The organism is Oscillibacter valericigenes, from assembly GCF_021531435.1.
Taxonomy (GTDB): domain Bacteria; phylum Bacillota; class Clostridia; order Oscillospirales; family Oscillospiraceae; genus Oscillibacter; species Oscillibacter valericigenes_B.
The window spans coordinates 1-14,962 of record NZ_JAFBIS010000016.1 but is presented as its reverse complement, the minus strand read 5'-3'; the positions used below and the strand labels follow the sequence as shown (position 1 = coordinate 14,962).

At 65.1% G+C, this 14,962-nt stretch carries 14 protein-coding genes; 5 read left to right on the top strand and 9 right to left on the bottom strand.

Annotated elements, in window-relative coordinates; translation table 11 throughout:
- The first annotated feature begins 54 nt into the window (after positions 1-54).
- From JQM68_RS09695 to rd, 3 genes are all read left to right on the top strand, one after another.
- Positions 55-555: a deoxycytidylate deaminase gene (locus JQM68_RS09695; protein ID WP_235222811.1), complete on the top strand. Its 501-nt coding sequence runs from the start codon at positions 55-57 to the stop codon at positions 553-555.
- A 24-nt stretch (positions 556-579) separates the two neighbouring features.
- Positions 580-2,790, top strand: coding sequence for a Coenzyme F420 hydrogenase/dehydrogenase, beta subunit C-terminal domain (locus JQM68_RS09690; protein WP_235222810.1), 2,211 nt, complete (start codon positions 580-582; stop codon positions 2,788-2,790).
- A gap of 86 nt (positions 2,791-2,876) precedes the next feature.
- Positions 2,877-3,035, top strand: coding sequence for a rubredoxin (gene rd, locus JQM68_RS09685; RefSeq protein WP_235222809.1), 159 nt, complete (start codon positions 2,877-2,879; stop codon positions 3,033-3,035).
- A 57-nt stretch (positions 3,036-3,092) separates the two neighbouring features.
- Here rd and JQM68_RS09680 read toward each other — a convergent pair whose 3' ends face one another.
- The 4 genes from JQM68_RS09680 to dusB all read right to left on the bottom strand — a co-directional run bounded on the left by JQM68_RS09680 (position 3,093) and on the right by dusB (position 6,283).
- Positions 3,093-3,593 (bottom strand): QueT transporter family protein, encoded by a 501-nt coding sequence (locus JQM68_RS09680; protein ID WP_235222808.1) that lies wholly within the window; start codon positions 3,591-3,593, stop codon positions 3,093-3,095.
- A 283-nt stretch (positions 3,594-3,876) separates the two neighbouring features.
- A complete protein-coding gene (locus JQM68_RS09675; protein ID WP_235222807.1) occupies positions 3,877-4,710 on the bottom strand; it encodes an anti-sigma factor family protein in 834 nt (277 codons plus the stop codon).
- Positions 4,707-5,315 (bottom strand): sigma-70 family RNA polymerase sigma factor, encoded by a 609-nt coding sequence (locus tag JQM68_RS09670; RefSeq protein ID WP_235222806.1) that lies wholly within the window; start codon positions 5,313-5,315, stop codon positions 4,707-4,709. Before JQM68_RS09670 ends, JQM68_RS09675 begins: the two co-directional genes overlap by 4 nt.
- The gene (gene dusB, locus JQM68_RS09665) at positions 5,312-6,283 is read right to left on the bottom strand and encodes a tRNA dihydrouridine synthase DusB (protein WP_235222805.1); all 972 of its coding nucleotides are present in this window, start codon (positions 6,281-6,283) and stop codon (positions 5,312-5,314) included. Before dusB ends, JQM68_RS09670 begins: the two co-directional genes overlap by 4 nt.
- A 192-nt stretch (positions 6,284-6,475) precedes the next feature.
- Between dusB and JQM68_RS09660 the strand changes: the two genes are divergently transcribed.
- On the top strand, positions 6,476-8,512 hold the full coding sequence (locus JQM68_RS09660; protein ID WP_235222804.1) for a SpoIIE family protein phosphatase: 2,037 nt from the start codon (positions 6,476-6,478) through the stop codon (positions 8,510-8,512).
- A 79-nt stretch (positions 8,513-8,591) separates the two neighbouring features.
- Positions 8,592-8,864 carry a hypothetical protein gene (locus JQM68_RS09655; protein WP_235222803.1) on the top strand — a complete coding sequence of 91 codons (273 nt, stop codon included), beginning with the start codon at positions 8,592-8,594 and terminating at the stop codon, positions 8,862-8,864.
- A 39-nt stretch (positions 8,865-8,903) separates the two neighbouring features.
- Here the strand turns inward: JQM68_RS09655 and JQM68_RS09650 are convergent, their stop codons facing one another.
- The 5 genes from JQM68_RS09650 to infB form a co-directional block, all read right to left on the bottom strand.
- Positions 8,904-9,800 (bottom strand): bifunctional riboflavin kinase/FAD synthetase, encoded by an 897-nt coding sequence (locus JQM68_RS09650; protein ID WP_235222802.1) that lies wholly within the window; start codon positions 9,798-9,800, stop codon positions 8,904-8,906.
- A gap of 1 nt (position 9,801) precedes the next feature.
- Entirely contained in the window at positions 9,802-10,668 is an 867-nt protein-coding gene (gene truB, locus JQM68_RS09645) for a tRNA pseudouridine(55) synthase TruB (RefSeq protein ID WP_235222801.1), read from the bottom strand.
- Positions 10,669-10,692: 24 nt separating this feature from the next.
- Complete coding sequence (locus JQM68_RS09640) at positions 10,693-11,649, bottom strand: DHH family phosphoesterase (RefSeq protein WP_235222800.1); 957 nt, start codon at positions 11,647-11,649, stop codon at positions 10,693-10,695.
- A gap of 3 nt (positions 11,650-11,652) precedes the next feature.
- Complete coding sequence (rbfA, locus tag JQM68_RS09635) at positions 11,653-12,045, bottom strand: 30S ribosome-binding factor RbfA (protein ID WP_235222799.1); 393 nt, start codon at positions 12,043-12,045, stop codon at positions 11,653-11,655.
- Between the two features lie 320 nt (positions 12,046-12,365).
- Positions 12,366-14,714: a translation initiation factor IF-2 gene (gene infB, locus JQM68_RS09630; protein ID WP_235222798.1), complete on the bottom strand. Its 2,349-nt coding sequence runs from the start codon at positions 14,712-14,714 to the stop codon at positions 12,366-12,368.
- Positions 14,715-14,962 lie beyond the last annotated feature (248 nt).

The following is a 14,962-nucleotide window of genomic DNA, read 5'->3' as shown; positions in this document are numbered from 1 at the left end:
GGGCCTGCAAACCATGCTAAAATACCATCAGAGAACGTTTACGGAGGGCTGCCTATGGACCGCATCAGTAAGGAAAATTACTATCTGGACATTGCCGAGACCGTCCTGGAGCGGGCGACCTGCCTGCGCCGGGTCTACGGTGCCATTATCGTGAAAAATGATGAGATCATTTCCACCGGCTATAACGGCGCCCCCCGGGGCCGCGCTAACTGCGTGGATATGGGCTATTGCTCCCGGGAGGCCATGAAGGTCCCCAGAGGCGAGCGGTATGAGCTGTGCCGCAGCGTCCACGCCGAGGCCAACGCCATCATCTCCGCCTCCCGGCGGGACATGGTGGGCGGCACCATCTATTTGGTGGGCCGGGACGCCCGCACCGGCGAGCTTTTGGCGGATGCCACCTCCTGCCTGATGTGCCGCCGTATGGTCATCAACGCGGGCCTGGAAAAGGTGGTCATCCGCCGGACGGAGACGGAGTTTGAGGTGGTCCCCGTGGCTGATTGGATCGCGGAGGACGATCTTCTGACGCCGCAGAACGTTGTGATGGATCTGAAGTGATTTGAAAGAAAGGAAGTCTCTCTTTTGAAAGCAGGACTGCTTACCTTTTGTCAGACAAATCAAACCGGCACGCTGCTTTCCGCGGCGGCTCTGGAACATGCCGCGGAAGCGCTGGGCGCGGATTGCGAGATCGTCAACTATCGCCCCGGCGGGCAGCCCGCCCAGTCCGGACATGGGCGGCAGAGCCGGGAGAAAGCGGGACATCCCTTGCCCGGTCTGCGGATCTCCGGCCATTGCTTTTCCAGCCTGGAGGAGCTGCGCAGCGCCGAGCTGCCCTATGATGTCCTGCTGGCCAGCGGCCCGGTGTGGGCTGGAGAAAAGCAGGACCCGGTCTTTTTCGGCACGTTCACCCAGCGGCGGAAGATCGCCTACGCCCCCTCCTTCGGCGGAGGCAGCCGGTCGGAGACGGCGGAGCTGGAGCGGTATCTGGCGGGGTTCTCCCACCTGTCCGCCGCCGGATACCGGGACAAGGCCATCCTGGAGGAAGCGGCCCACCGGAACGTGCCGGTGGTGCTGGACCCCATGCTGCTGCTGACGGCGGAGGAGTGGACAAATACCCTGGGAGAACATGCGAAGAATGCCCCCGGGGAGTATCTTCTGTGGGACTGCGGCGGACGCCCCGGCCCCCTGGCACCCTACGTCCGGAAGCTGGCGGAAAAAACCGGATTGCCGGTGGTCCGGCTTCACGGCGGAAAAGGAAAGGGCCGCCATATCGAAGATCCCGGCCCGGCGGAGTACCTGGATCTGATCCGGAACGCCGCCTGGGTCTGTACGGATTCCTTTGCGGGCGCGGCCCTTTCTGTCGTTTTCCAAAAGCCGTTCTTTGCCTCCGCTCCGGCGGCGGAGCTGATGGTCCCGGAGACTTCCCGTCTGTTCGGCCTGCTGTCCCCCCTGGGGCTGGAGCGCCGCATCGTGGGCAAGGGCGACGTGGACGGGCTGGATGACACCATCGACTGGGATACTGTCTCCGCCCGGCTGACGGCGCAGCGGACAGCGTCTCTGAATTTCCTCCGCGCCGCCCTGACGGGAGAGGGAGAAATTCCCGAAACCATTGTGCCCCAAAAGATAGAGACGGATCTGCCCCGGCTGGCGGCGCAAAACCGCTGCACCGGCTGCGGCGCCTGCGCCAGCGGCTGCCCCAGGGACGCCATCGCCATGACCCGGGGGAAGGACGGCTTCTCCTATCCCGCTATCGACCCGGAGAAATGCGTTCATTGCGGCCACTGCACCGCCGTTTGTCCCCTGTTGGCCCAGCGGGAGCCGAAGCCCCTGCCCGCGGCCTTCGCCGCCTGGAACCGGGACGACCAGATCCGCAAGGATTCCACCTCCGGCGGTGTGTTCACCGCGCTGGCGGAGTATGTGCTGGAGGGTGGCGGCGTGGTGTTCGGTGCCGCCATGGACGGCAGACAGCATCTGCGCCATGTGGCCTGCTTCCGCAAGGAGGACCTGTGGCGGCTCCGGGGCACCAAGTACGTCCAGAGCGACCTAGGGGACACCTTCCGGGAGATCAAGCTGATTTTGAAAACCAGGCCGGTGCTGTTTTCCGGCACGCCCTGCCAGGTGGACGGCCTGTACCACTTTCTGGGCGGCCGCCCGGAGAACCTGACCACCTGCGACCTGGTGTGCCACGGCGTGCCCTCTCCCGGCGTGTGGGAGAACACGGCCCGCTCCATTGAGCAGCGGAAGGGCAAGGGCATCCAGGCCGTGCGGTTCCGCAACAAGGTCACCGGCTGGAAGGACAGCCACTTCACCACCGTCTATGACGACGGCACCGTGGACACCGCGCCGCTGTTCAGAACGGAATACGGCCGTGCCTTTGGCCGGGCGCTGTTCCTGCGGTCCAGCTGCCACTGCTGTGCCTATACGAATCTGAACCGCCCCGGCGATTTCACCCTGGGCGATTTCTGGGGATTGAAGGACGACGAACTGCCGGAGCAGCAGAAAAAGGGCGTCAGCCTGCTTCTGGTGAATACCGCCCACGGCAGCCACATCTTCGACAAGCTGCCCCTCAGCCGCCAGGTGTTCCCCGTGGAGCGGGCGGTGGCCGGGAATCCCCGGCTGGCGTCGCCCATCCAAGCCGCCCTTGACCGCGCCGACTTCTTCTCCGCCTATGCGCTGGAGCCCTTCGACCAGGTGCGTAAAGCGTTCTGCGCTCTGCCGCCCCTGCCGGTGCGCATCGCCGGCAAGCTGCTGTCCCCGGAGGTCAAGGAAAAAATTCGGAAAAAGCTGCGCTGATGGGAAAACTGTTGCATATGCGGCAGATTGTAGTTTGCGGAAGGAGTATGATAAAGCCATCCAAAAAATCATGGGAGGCTGTCGATATGAAACAGTACGAGTGCAAACCCTGCGGCTATATTTACGACGAGGCGGCTGGAGACCCTGATAACGGCATCGCCCCCGGCACCAAATGGGAGGACCTGCCCGCTGACTGGGTGTGCCCCATCTGCGGTGTGGGCAAGGAAGAATTCGAAGCTCTGTAAATGCACAAAAAGCACCGGAAACCAACAGGTTTCCGGTGCTTTTTTGCGTGGATGAAATCAGGCGGCGCGGCGGAGGGCGGGGACCTTATCCAGCGCCCGGAGCAGCAGCGTGCCCAGGACGAAGCAGGCGATGGCTTCGCCCAGGCCCACGGTAAAGGCGTTCAGCGCGTAGGCGGGCCAGAAGGCGGCACCGTCCAGCGTGGCGAAGTAGGCGATCTCCGCGCCCACGATGACCGCGTTGCACACCACCGGGGGCAGGGGCGCCAGCCAGCGGTTTTTCAGCTTGGACGTCCAGATGGCCGCCAGCAGGGTGGCCAGAGTGCCGAAGACCCAGTCCAGCACATAGGGGGAGCCCAGCAGGTTCGCCAGGAAGCAGCCCACGGCCAGGCCGGGGATGGCCTCCGGGATGAGGAAGGGCAGGACCGTCATGGCCTCCGCCACACGGAGCTGCACGCCGCCGTACTGGGGGATGGGCAGCAGCAGGGTCAGACCGGCGTAGACGGCGGCGATGATGCCGGCAGTGGCCAGCTGGCGGGTGGTGAATTTGGATTTGGACATGAAAAAAGACCTCCTGGGGTGGAGGCCTGAAAATGCACAGCACATACCCGCGAAAGGCGCGGGTGACCTCCATTTTTTTGTTTAGAGAACGGTCAGCGGATGCTGCCGAACGAACACCGGGAGCCCGGTGCTTGGACAGGGAGATGGCACCTGTCAAAGAGGGAGTATAGCATACTCCCGGAGAGATTGCAAGAGGGAAAATCACGGGGGCTGGGGGCATACAATGCGCCTCTCTTTGCCGCAGAGAATATCCACAGCAAAGAGAGGCACCGTTCTGCGTTGTTTATTTTTCCAGGATGACCAGCACGGTATCGGAGTCCGCATCGTCCAGGGTGAAGGCAATGTCCGCCTGGGTCAGGGATTCCGTCAGGACGTCGCAGTCCTGGCGGGTCAGCTCATAGCGGGCCTCCGTATCCGTCTCCTCCACGGGAGCAAAATCCGCCAGCAGGGAGGCGGCCTCCGGCGGGAGGGTCAGGGTGGAGATGCTTCCGCCGTCAGCGGCCTGCATCTGGACGTCGGGAGAGTTCGCTTTGAACGAAGCCTGGTCCTCCTCCGGCCCGGCGGCAGCGGCGGCGGGAGCCTGCGGCTCTGCTTCGGCGGTTCCGGCGGTGTAGTACGTTTCTGCGGCAGGGGCTTCGGCGGGAGCCGCTTCCTCAGCGGCCTCTTCGCTGGAGACCATAGCCCGCTCCGTGGACGCGGCGGTATCGGCGGCAGCGGCGGGCGCCTCTGTTTTGGCACCGCCGGAGAACAGGGGACCCACCAAAAGCACGATGGCGCAGCAGGCCGCCAAAGACGCCAGGGCTTTCAACCAGGGGCGGGAGGGTTTCTTTTTGTGGGCGGTTTCTGCCCGGGGGACGGCCTCCGTCTGGGAGGCGGCCTCCGCCCGGGGGACAGCCTCTGCCTGGATGCGGGCCATGACGCTTTCGGCAAAGCCGTCGGGAAGCTCTGTGTCCTCCGCGTCGGGGAAGGCGGCCCGGATGGCCAGGGCGTCGTCCACATAGGCGCGGCAGGCGGGGCATTCGTCCAGATGGGCCTGGACACGGGCCATCTCGCCGGGAGACAGCTCGCCATCGACAAACGGGTCCAGCAGGGCCGCGAAATTTTCACAGTATTTCATTTGCAGCCCTCCTTTTCTGATTCTTTGGACGCAGGAGGGACGGAAAAGTTCCCGCTTTCCAGCAAAATTTTTCGCAGCCGCTTCCGCCCCCGGTTGATGCGGGACTTCACCGTGCCGAGATCCAGGGAGAGGATGTCCGCGATTTCATCGTAGCTTCGCTGGTGCAGCTCCCGGAGGATGAGCACCTGGCGGTAGTCCGGCGGCAGGGCGGCAAGACCGTTCTCGATATGTTGGCGCAGCTCCGCCCGTTCCGCCTCATCGTGGGGGGACAGGGAGCCGTCGGGGAGGTCGATGGCGGCATCCTCGTCATCCAGGGAGGCGGCGGCCTGGTGGCGGACCTCCCGGCGGAGAACATCCACACAGGCATTGGACGCCAGACGGTACAGCCAGGTGGAGAAGCTGGCATCCCCCCGGAAGAAGGGCAGGCCCTGCCAGGCGGCCAGGAACGCCTCCTGGGCGGCCTCCTCCGCGTCGGCGGGGTTGCGGCACATCCGGGAGGTCAATGCGTAGACTCGCTTTTCATACAGCCGCACCAGCTGCTCAAAGGCATCCTGGTCGCCCGTTTGGGCGGCGGCGATCCAGTTTTGTTCCTGTCGATCCATCATGCAAGGTCCCTCTTGATGCCCTTTGTCACCGCATACACGTCTTCCAGAGTGTTCATTTTCACGATTTGCTCCTTATAGTAACCGGAGTGGGGCACGCCCTTCAGATACCAGCAATAGTGGCGGCGGGCCTCCAGAACCGCCACCCGCTCGCCCTTGTTGGCCGCCGCCAGCTCGAACTGGCGCACGGCGGTGTCGCACCGCTCCGCGAGGCTTGGCAGCGGCGGGACGGGACGGCCCTCCAGCACGGCTTTCGCCTGCTGGAACAGCCAGGGGTTGCCGAAGCTGCCCCGGCCGATCATGGCCATGTCCGCCTTTGTGTGCTGCAGGATGCGGGCGGCGTCCTCCGGTTTCCAGATGTCGCCGTTGGCGATGACCGGGATGGAGACGGCCTCCTTCACCTGGCGGATGCAGTTCCAGTCCGCCTGGCCGCCGTAGACCTGGGCCCGGGTGCGGCCGTGGACCGCCACGGCGGCGGCACCTGCCTGCTCCATGATTTTAGCGAACTCCACGCAGTTGCAGCTGCCCATGTCCCAGCCCCGGCGGAATTTGGCGGTGACGGGGACGTCCGGCAGGGCCTTGACCACGGCCTCCATGATGCGGCCCGCCTTGTCGGGGTCTTTCATCAAAGCGGCGCCGTCGCCGTTGTTCACGATCTTGCCCATGGGACAGCCCATGTTGATGTCCAGAATATCCGCCCCGGTGTATTCCATGGCGATCTGGGCGGCCTCCGCCATGCAGACGGGGTCGCTGCCGAAGATCTGGACGGCGGCGGGGTGCTCCCCGGGGAACTGGGTCAGCAGGGAGAAGGTCTTTTTGTCGTGGTAGCACAGGGCCTTGGAGGAAATGAGCTCCGTCACCGTATAGCCCGCCCCCAATTCGGAACAGATCTGGCGGAAGGCCGCGTCCGTGACGCCGGCCATGGGGGCCAGGGCCAGCTGAGAGTTGATTTCGACATTGCCGATGCGCATGGGCGGCGCTCCTTTCTGAGAGATTCGTATTTTTGTATCATACCATGAAAAGGAGGAAAAGTCCACTCTTTCAGGGCGGGAGCCGAACTGGAGCCGAACTGATGGGAAAAGCGGCGGGAACATTTCCCGACGGGATTTTTCAGGAAACTCCTGTAAAATGATGGAAAACCATCACTGCGGGAGGGACAAGCTGTGGAACACGGTCCGATCACATTGGGAAAAGAGCAGTCGGCGAAGCTGCTGGCCTTGGGAACGCGGTTCTTTCTGGCTGCGGCACTGACCGCCAGCCAGACGCCGGGGGGCTACGCGCCCTTTGCCCTGGGGCTGGTGGCGGCAGCGGGACCGGGGATGAACGGCGCCGCCGCCCTGACGGGAGCCGGACTGGGGGCGCTGCTGTTCATGGACTTTGCCGGCGCCCTGCCGTTTCTGGCGACGGGGGTGCTGATTCTTACCGCGGCCACTGCCTTTCAGGGCAGCCAAAAGCTGACCCGGCCCGGCGTGGCGGCGGTGACGGCGGCGGGGCTGTTCCTGGCGGTGGGGGGCATCTACGTCCTCCAGTCCCTGTCACCCCTGCGGCACCTGACGCCCTGTCTGGCCGCCGCCGGCCTGACGGGGGCCGCCGCCTGGTTCTTCTGCCCGGTGTTCCGGCCAGAGGAGGGGCGGTCCGCCCCTGATGGCCTGCTGTTCCTGGCGGCGGCACTGATTTTGGCACTGGCGGACCTGGAGGTGCTGGGGGTCTCCGTGGGACGGACGCTGCTGTGCGTTCTGCTGCTCTACACCGCCTACGAGCGGGGCGCCCTGGCGGGGGCCGCGGCGGGCCTGGGCCTAGGCCTGACGGCGGACCTGTGCGCCGGGACAAGCAGCGGCGTATTCGCCGCGGGCCTGGGTCTTGCGGGGCTGTTGGCGGGGAAGTGCGCGCCGCGGCGCCGGGGAGAGGCGGCGCTGGCGTTTTTGGCGGCGTCCCTGGTGAGCCTGCTGCCATCCACGGAGCCTCTGGCGGAGCCGCTGGTGCTGGAGGCAGCCATTGGAGCGGGACTGTTCCTGCTCCTGCCGGGGCGTCTGTTCGGCGGAAAGCGGGTGAAGCGGCAGGAGGCCGGCAACCCGGCCTCCGCCGGGCAGCAGCTCAAGGAGCGGCTGACAAAGGCTGCGGGGGCCCTGCGGGAGCTGTACGACAGCATGGGCCGGACGCCCAAAACCAATGAGGAGAACCCCGCCATCATCTTTGACCGGGCGGCGGAGCGGGTGTGCCGGGGCTGCGCCCTGTGTGACCTCTGCTGGCAGCGGGAGTACACCGGTACCTTCAACGCCATGAATGACGCCACGCCCCTGATGCTGGAGCGGGGACGGATGATGGCCAAGGACTTGCCCAAGCATTTCTCCGACCGCTGCATCCACCTGACGGAGTTCATCACGGCGGTGAACGGGGAGCTGTCCGCCTTCCTGCTGCGGCGGCAGTACCGGCGGCAGCTGGAGGAGACCCGGCGCAGCGCCCAGGGTCAGTATGCCCAGCTCAGCGAGCTTCTGACCGCCACCGCCGCCGGGCTGGGGGAGGCTGTCCCCACCGCCGGGGAAGGGGCCTTTGCCTGCCGGGTGGGGGCCGCCCTGCGGCCCAAGGAGGGGGAGACCGTCTGCGGCGACACCGTGACGTCCTTCCAGACGGAGGCGGGGCAGTGGTGCCTGCTGCTGGCCGACGGCATGGGCAGCGGCGAACCCGCCCGGAAGGAGTCCGCCCTGACCTGCCGCCTGCTGCAGCAGTTCCTGGAGGCGGGCATCGCCCCGGAGGCGGCCATGAAGACCCTGAACTCCGCCATGGCCCTCCGGGGGGCGGACACGGGCAGCTTTACCACCATTGACCTGTGCGTGTTCCAGCCCGCCACGGGAGACCTGGCGTTTTACAAGTACGGCGCGGCCCCCAGCTACCTGAAAAAGGGCGGCACCGTGCGGCGGATCACCGGGGCCAGCCTGCCCGCGGGACTCCGGGGCGGCCCGGCATCGCCGGATGTGACCCGGCTGCGGCTGGAGCCCGGCGGCTTCGCGGTGATGGTTTCCGACGGCGTGACCGACCCCGGCCGGGACGAGTGGCTCCAGGACCTGCTGGCGGGCTGGGAGGGGGAGGACCCCCAGGCCCTGGCGGGGCTGATTTTGTCGGAGAGCATCCGCCGGGAGAAGCTCCAGGATGACTGCGGCATCCAGGTGCTGTACCGGGCGGAGGAAAAGCGGAAGGTGTGAGATTTTTCCGGGAGAAGCAGTATAAACTTCCAGGCGGCGCGGAAAAATGGAAGTATCAAACACGCAGGAGGCATGGACGATGGTGAAAGGTATTTCCAGACGGGTAGTCGTGGTGGATTCCCCCGACCAGCGGTTTTTCGAGCAGGCTATTTTTATCGTGCGGAACGACGCCGCCGGGGAGGGCGTGACCTCCCGGGAGCTGGTGGAGGAGGCCCGGCGGGTGGCCCGGAACTACGCCGGAGGCGACCACGGAAAGTTCAGCCGGGTGTGGCGGGAGCTGAGCCCGGCGGTGTACACCCTGATGGGCGCGGGGGCCATCGGGCTCATCTGGCTCATCGTGGCGCTGATGTAGGAAAAAAGGCAGACGCGGAAGCGTCTGCCTTTTGCCGTATTACAGAGAAGCGAAGTATTGGCGGGTGGTCTCGGCGTTCCGGGTGATCTCCGCCTTCAGAGCGTCCAGGGAGTCGAAGCGGATCTCATCCCGGATGTGGTGGTAGAACTCCACCCGGACCGTCTGGCCGTACAGGTCGCCGTCAAAGTCCAGGAGCCAGGCCTCCACCGTGACGTCCGTGCCGTTGTTCACCGTGGGACGGGTGCCCACGTTGGTGACGGCGGGATAGGAGGTGCCATCGGGCAGGTATACCCGGGTGGCGTAGACGCCGTGGCTGGGGACCAGCACGTGGGGCGGCGCCGTCAGGTTCACCGTGGGGATACCGATGGTGCGGCCGATTCGACGGCCATGGCGCACCGTCTGGGTCAGGGTATGGGGGTGGCCCAGGAAGCGGTTGGCCCGCTCGATCTGCCCCAGCTCCACCAGGCGGCGGATGTAGGTGGAGCTGACGGTGATGCCGCCGACCTCCACCTTGGGGATGATGTCGCAGCCAAGGCCCAGCTCCGCGCACTTTTGCACCAGAAGCTCCGGGGAGCCCTGATTTTTATGGCCGAAGTGGTGGTCGTGGCCCGCCACCAGGTGGACGGCGTGGTAGCGCTCCACCAGAATTTTCGTGACGAAATCCTCCCAGCTGGTGGTCCGCATCTCGTCGTCGAAGGGAACCATGATGACGTCCCGGATGCCGTAGAGGCGGCGCACCAGGTCGGCCCGGTCCTCCGGGGAATTGATGAGGGGGCAGGGAATGCCGGTGAGGACCTCCTTCGGCACCCGGTCAAAGGTGAACACCGCCGGGGTGACGCCCCGGGCGGCGGCTTCCTCCGCTGTCCGGCGGAGCAGGGCGGCGTGGCCCAGATGGACCCCGTCAAAGAAGCCCAAGGCAATGACTCTCTCTTTCATGTTACGCTCCAAAGAAGTTCTTGATGGATGTCAGCGTGCCGTGCTCGGCACGGGAAAGACATAGGAAATCCCCGTTTTTGCCGTAGACCCGGTAGGTGCCGTCGGGCAGGGAAGCGTCCGTGATGGCGCCGCCGTTGCGGACACGGTTTTCCTTCCCGGCGGAGGGGACAGTGTAGGCGGGATACTGGGCGAATAACGTGTCAACAGGCTGGAGAAGGGATTCGCCGTGCTCCTGGACCTCCTCCAGGGTGTGGGCCTGGGCGGTGGTATAGCCCGCCGCCATGGTGCGGCGGAGGCTGTACAGCGTGCCGCCGCAGCCGAGGGTCTGCCCGATGTCGTGGCAGAGGGTGCGGATGTAGGTGCCCTTGGAACAGACGCAGCGGAAAAGGTAATCCGTCTCGCCGGCCTGCTCCAGCAGCTCCAGCTCGTAGATGGTGACGGGGCGGGGCCTGCGCTCGACTTCTTTTCCGCGCCTCGCCAGGTCGTAGAGCTTCTGGCCGCCGATCTTGATGGCGGAGTACATGGGAGGTATCTGCTGAATGTCCCCCCGGAAGCATCCAAGGGCGGCTTCCACGTCCCGGCGGGAGGCGGTGACGGGGCGGGTCTCCAACGTCTCGCCGGTGACGTCCTGGGTGTCCGTCACCTGGCCCAGGCGCAGGCCCGCCACGTATTCCTTGCGGCTGTTCTCCGCGAACTCCACGGCGCGGGTGGCCTGTCCCACGAACACCGGCAGGACGCCGGTGGCCATGGGGTCCAGGGTGCCGCCGTGGCCTACCCGCTTTTCATGGAGGATGCCCCGGATCTTGGCGCAGACGTCCATGGAGGTCCAATTCTGGGGCTTGTCGATGATGAGGATTCCGTTGGGCATGGGAGGCTCTCCTTTGTTCGGGACTTATCTGGTGAAGTCGGGCACGTTTTGGGCGATGGCGTTCAGGACGCGCTCCTTGCAGTCGGCCCAGGGGCCCTCGATGGTAGCGCCCGCCGCGGCCCGGTGGCCGCCGCCTCCCAGAAGACGGCAGACGTCCGTGGCGTTGACCCGGTCGCCGGTGCGCAGGGACAGCTTCCACACATCCGGCCGCAGCTCCCGCATGGTAACGGCGCAGTCCACGCCCTCGATCTGGGCGCCCAGGGCGGAGAGGTCCTCGGCGTCAGTCTCCGTGGCCTGGAAACGCTCCATCAGGGAGCGGGGGACGGAGAGGATGGCCACCCGGTTGTGGTCGTAAAACTCGCAGTCGTTCATCATGGCGCCCTCCAGCTGCATCCGCTTCCGGGATTTTGTGCGGAAGAACACCTTGTTGACGGTCTTGTAGTCAATGCCGGTGCGCAGCAGCGCCGCCGCCACCGCGTGGGTATCGGCGGTGGTGTTGGCGTAGGCGAAGCAGCCGGTGTCCGTGGAGACGCCCACGTACAGCGGCAGGGCGATCTCCGGCGTGATGGGGCCCAGGGAGGCCAGAATGTCGTACAGCAGCTCCGCACAGGCGGCGGCCTCCGGGCGGACGATATTGGCCTTGCCGAAGTGCTCAAAAGAGGGGTGGTGGTCGATGGCCAGGTCCACCCGCCCGGCGTAGGGCTTGGCGTTTTCCGGGAAAAGTCCGGTGGTGGCGATGTCCGTGGAGACCACCTTGTCCGGCACGAACCCCGCTGGGGCTGCATAGGGCGCGGCGTAGGGGCCCACGGTGTCTGTCAGCTCCGGGTTGGGCAGCAGGTACGCGGTCTTGCCCAGGGCCCGCAGCCCGGCGCACAGGGCGGCGGCACAGCCCACGGTGTCGCCGTCGGGGCGGACGTGGGTGAGAATAAGCACATTGTCAAAGCTCCGCAGCAATTCGGCGGTCTCGGAGACAGTCAGCATGGCTCACGCCTCCTCGTCCGGCAGGACGGCGTCGTTGTCCGGGTTCACGGGCTTGACCTGGTTGGGGTCCCGCAGCATCTCCAGAATGTGGGCGCCGTGCTGGATGGAGTCATCGGGGATGAACTGCAGCTCCGGGGTGTAGCGGAGCTGCAGGGCGCGGCCGAGCTCCCGCCGGAGGAAGCCGGCGGCGGATTTTAGGCCCTTTAAGACTTCTTTTTCCTGGCTCTTGTCCAGGGCGCTGACGTAGATGCGGGCGTAGCGCAGGTCGCCGGTGGTGTCCACCCGGGTGATGGAGACCATGCCGGAGGAGACGCGGGGGTCTTTCAAGCGGCGGAACTGGTCGGACAGTTCCCGCTGGATCTCTTCGTTGATGCGGCCGATTCGGTTGCTGGGCATAGGGATGACCTCCTTTGAATGAGGAATCGCGCCGCTTTGCGGCGCAGGGATATTCACGAAAAAACCAGGGGCGGCGACGCGGTCGCCGCCCCTATTGTGTCCATTACTGGGGGATTTCCTCCATGGTGAAGGCTTCGATGATGTCGCCTGGCCCATGAAAACGGGTTTTCATGGGGACCCGGTCAAAAATCCTCGGCAGGCGGAGCCCGCCTCCGGCAAGGTTTTGCTGCGCAAAACGCTTGGACCCGCTGACGCGGGGCGCCGCTTTGCGGCGCGGGAAGGCGACAGGGGAGGCAAATGCGGAAGAAAAACGGCTGCGGTTACTGGGGGATTTCCTCCATGGTGAAGGCTTCGATGATGTCGCCCTCCTTGATGTCGTTGAACTTCTCGATGGTCAGGCCGCACTCGAAGCGCTGGACGACCTCCTTGGCGTCGTCCTTGAACCGCTTCAGGGAGGCCAGACTGCCCTCATGGATGACGATGCCGTCCCGGACCACACGGACGGAGCAGGAGCGGACGATCTTGCCGTCCTGGACGTAGCAGCCGGCGATGGTGCCCACGCCGGAGACCTTGTAGGTCTGGCGGACCTCCGCGTGGCCCAGCACCACCTCTCGGTACTTGGGCGCCAGCATGCCCTTCATGGCGGCGGTGATCTCGTCGATGCAGTCATAGATGACGCGGTACATCCGCATATCCACGTTCTGTCGGGCCGCGCCGTCACGGGCGGCGGCGTCGGGGCGGACGTTGAAGCCCACGATGATAGCGTTAGAGGACGCGGCCAGCATGACGTCGGACTCGTTGATGGCGCCCACGCCGCCGTGGATGACCCGGACGTTGACTTCGTCGTTGCTGAGCTTCTCCAGAGAGGATTTTACCGCCTCCACGGAGCCCTGGACGTCGGCCTTGACGATCAGGGCCAGCTCCTTGCGCTCGCCGGCCTGGATCTGGTCGAACAGGTTCTCCAGAGATACCTTCTGCACGGGCGCGGCGGCCTTGGCCTTTTCCTCGGCCTTGCGCTGCTCCACCAGCTCACGGGCCATGCGCTCGTCAGCCACGGCGAAGAAGGGACTGCCGGCAGTGGGGGCTTCGCTGAGGCCCGCAATCTCCACGGGGACGGAGGGACCGGCCTCGGTCAGGCGGTTGCCCTTGTAATCCAGCATGGTGCGGACACGGCCCACGGCGGTGCCGGCGATGATGATGTCACCCTGCTTCAAAGTGCCGTTCTGCACCAGCAGCGTGGCAACGGGGCCACGGCCCTTGTCCAGACGGGCCTCGATAACAGTGCCCTGGCCGGCGCGGTTGGGGTTGGCCTTCAGCTCCTGAATCTCGGCCAGCAGCACCAGGTTTTCCAGCAGGTTGTCGATGCCGATGTTCTTCTTGGCGGAGATCTTGCAGCAGATGGTGTCGCCGCCCCAGTCCTCGGGCACCAGGCCGTACTCGGTCAGCTGCTGGAGGACGCGGTCGGGGTTGGCGTTTTCTTTATCAATTTTGTTGATGGCGACGATAATGGGGATGTTTGCTGCCTTGGCGTGGTTGATGGACTCCACGGTCTGGGGCATGATGCCGTCGTCCGCCGCCACCATCAAAATAGCAATATCGGTGATCATGGCGCCGCGGGCACGCATGGAGGTGAACGCCTCATGGCCCGGGGTATCCAGGAAGGTGATGGGCTTTCCATTGATCTGCACCTGATAGGCGCCGATGTGCTGGGTGATGCCGCCGGCCTCGCCCGCGGCCACGTTGGTGTTCCGCACGGCGTCCAGCAGGGAGGTCTTGCCGTGGTCGACGTGGCCCATGACCACGACGACAGGGGCGCGGGGAACCAGGTCCTCGGGCCGGTCCTCGGAGACGTCGATGAGCTTCTCCTCAATGGTGACGACGACTTCCTTCTCCACCTTGCAGCCCATTTCCTCGGCGATGATGGCGGCGGTGTCGAAGTCGATCATCTGGCTCAGAGAGGCCATGACGCCGTTCTTCATCAGGCACTTGACCACCTCGGCGCCGGTTTTCTTCATGCGGCTGGCCAGCTCGCCGACGGAAATTTCATCGGGGATCTGGACTTTGACGGGGGCTTTTTTGGCGATCTCCAGCTGGAGACGGCGCATTTTCTCGGCCTCATCCTGCTTGCGCTTGTTGGAGAAGGTCATGCCGCCCTTGCGCTGGTTGTTGCGGAACTTCTCCTTGCCGCCCTTCTGCTGCATCCGCTGACCGCGCTCGCCGCCCAGGTCCTCCAGGCGTTCATCGTACTTGGCCAGGTTCACGTCGCCGCCCTTGCGGGTGTCCACGATCTTCTTCTGGGGGACGCGGGTAGTGGGCTGCACAGGCTTGGCGGACTGCGCAGGCTCCTGCTGCTTGGAAGCGGCATCCTTCCGGGGAGCCTCTGCCTGCTGCTTGGGCGCGGCAGCGGGCTTCTCGGCCGCCTTTTCAGCGGGCTTGGCGGGAGTCTCCGGGGCCTTGGGCTGCGCCTGATAGGTGTCTGCGAAGATCGCCTGAATGCCGGAGACCTGGTTGTGCTGGGTCAGATAGTCAAAAATCACGGAAAGCTCATGGTCGCTCAGGACCTGCATATGGTTCTTGGGCGCGGCCACGTATTTCGTCAAAATCTCGGTAATGGTCTTGGTGGGAAGGCCGAAGTCCTTGGCCACCTCATGCACTCTGTATTTTTCCATACCCAATCAAATACACCTCGTTAAGGCAGCGGGGGTTGAGCCCGTGCCGGGAATTTTTATGTCATGCGCTCACGACTGCTCTTTCTTACGGAAAGAGCCCTTGCCCTTTTTCACCGGGCGGCTGTGAGCGTAGGGATCAGTCCGCGGCTTGGGGCGGTTTTCCTTGGAGGAACGGGACTTGCGGTGGGGAGCTGCGTCCCCGGCGGGCCGGGCGGATGTCCGGGACTTCCGGGTGGGGGCTTTCGGGG

Bases quoted from the DNA above. Each gene is read 5' to 3' on its own strand.
- rbfA (WP_235222799.1), bottom strand. From the start codon at position 12,045: ATGCCCAGCAACCGAATCGGCCGCATCAACGAAGAGATCCAGCGGGAA.
- dusB (WP_235222805.1), bottom strand. From the start codon at position 6,283: ATGCGCATCGGCAATGTCGAAATCAACTCTCAGCTGGCCCTGGCCCCC.
- JQM68_RS09675 (WP_235222807.1), bottom strand. From the start codon at position 4,710: ATGAAATACTGTGAAAATTTCGCGGCCCTGCTGGACCCGTTTGTCGAT.
- JQM68_RS09670 (WP_235222806.1), bottom strand. From the start codon at position 5,315: ATGATGGATCGACAGGAACAAAACTGGATCGCCGCCGCCCAAACGGGC.
- JQM68_RS09655 (WP_235222803.1), top strand. From the start codon at position 8,592: ATGGTGAAAGGTATTTCCAGACGGGTAGTCGTGGTGGATTCCCCCGAC.
- JQM68_RS09695 (WP_235222811.1), top strand. From the start codon at position 55: ATGGACCGCATCAGTAAGGAAAATTACTATCTGGACATTGCCGAGACC.
- infB (WP_235222798.1), bottom strand. From the start codon at position 14,714: ATGGAAAAATACAGAGTGCATGAGGTGGCCAAGGACTTCGGCCTTCCC.
- rd (WP_235222809.1), top strand. From the start codon at position 2,877: ATGAAACAGTACGAGTGCAAACCCTGCGGCTATATTTACGACGAGGCG.
- JQM68_RS09650 (WP_235222802.1), bottom strand. From the start codon at position 9,800: ATGAAAGAGAGAGTCATTGCCTTGGGCTTCTTTGACGGGGTCCATCTG.
- JQM68_RS09640 (WP_235222800.1), bottom strand. From the start codon at position 11,649: ATGCTGACTGTCTCCGAGACCGCCGAATTGCTGCGGAGCTTTGACAAT.
- truB (WP_235222801.1), bottom strand. From the start codon at position 10,668: ATGCCCAACGGAATCCTCATCATCGACAAGCCCCAGAATTGGACCTCC.
- JQM68_RS09680 (WP_235222808.1), bottom strand. From the start codon at position 3,593: ATGTCCAAATCCAAATTCACCACCCGCCAGCTGGCCACTGCCGGCATC.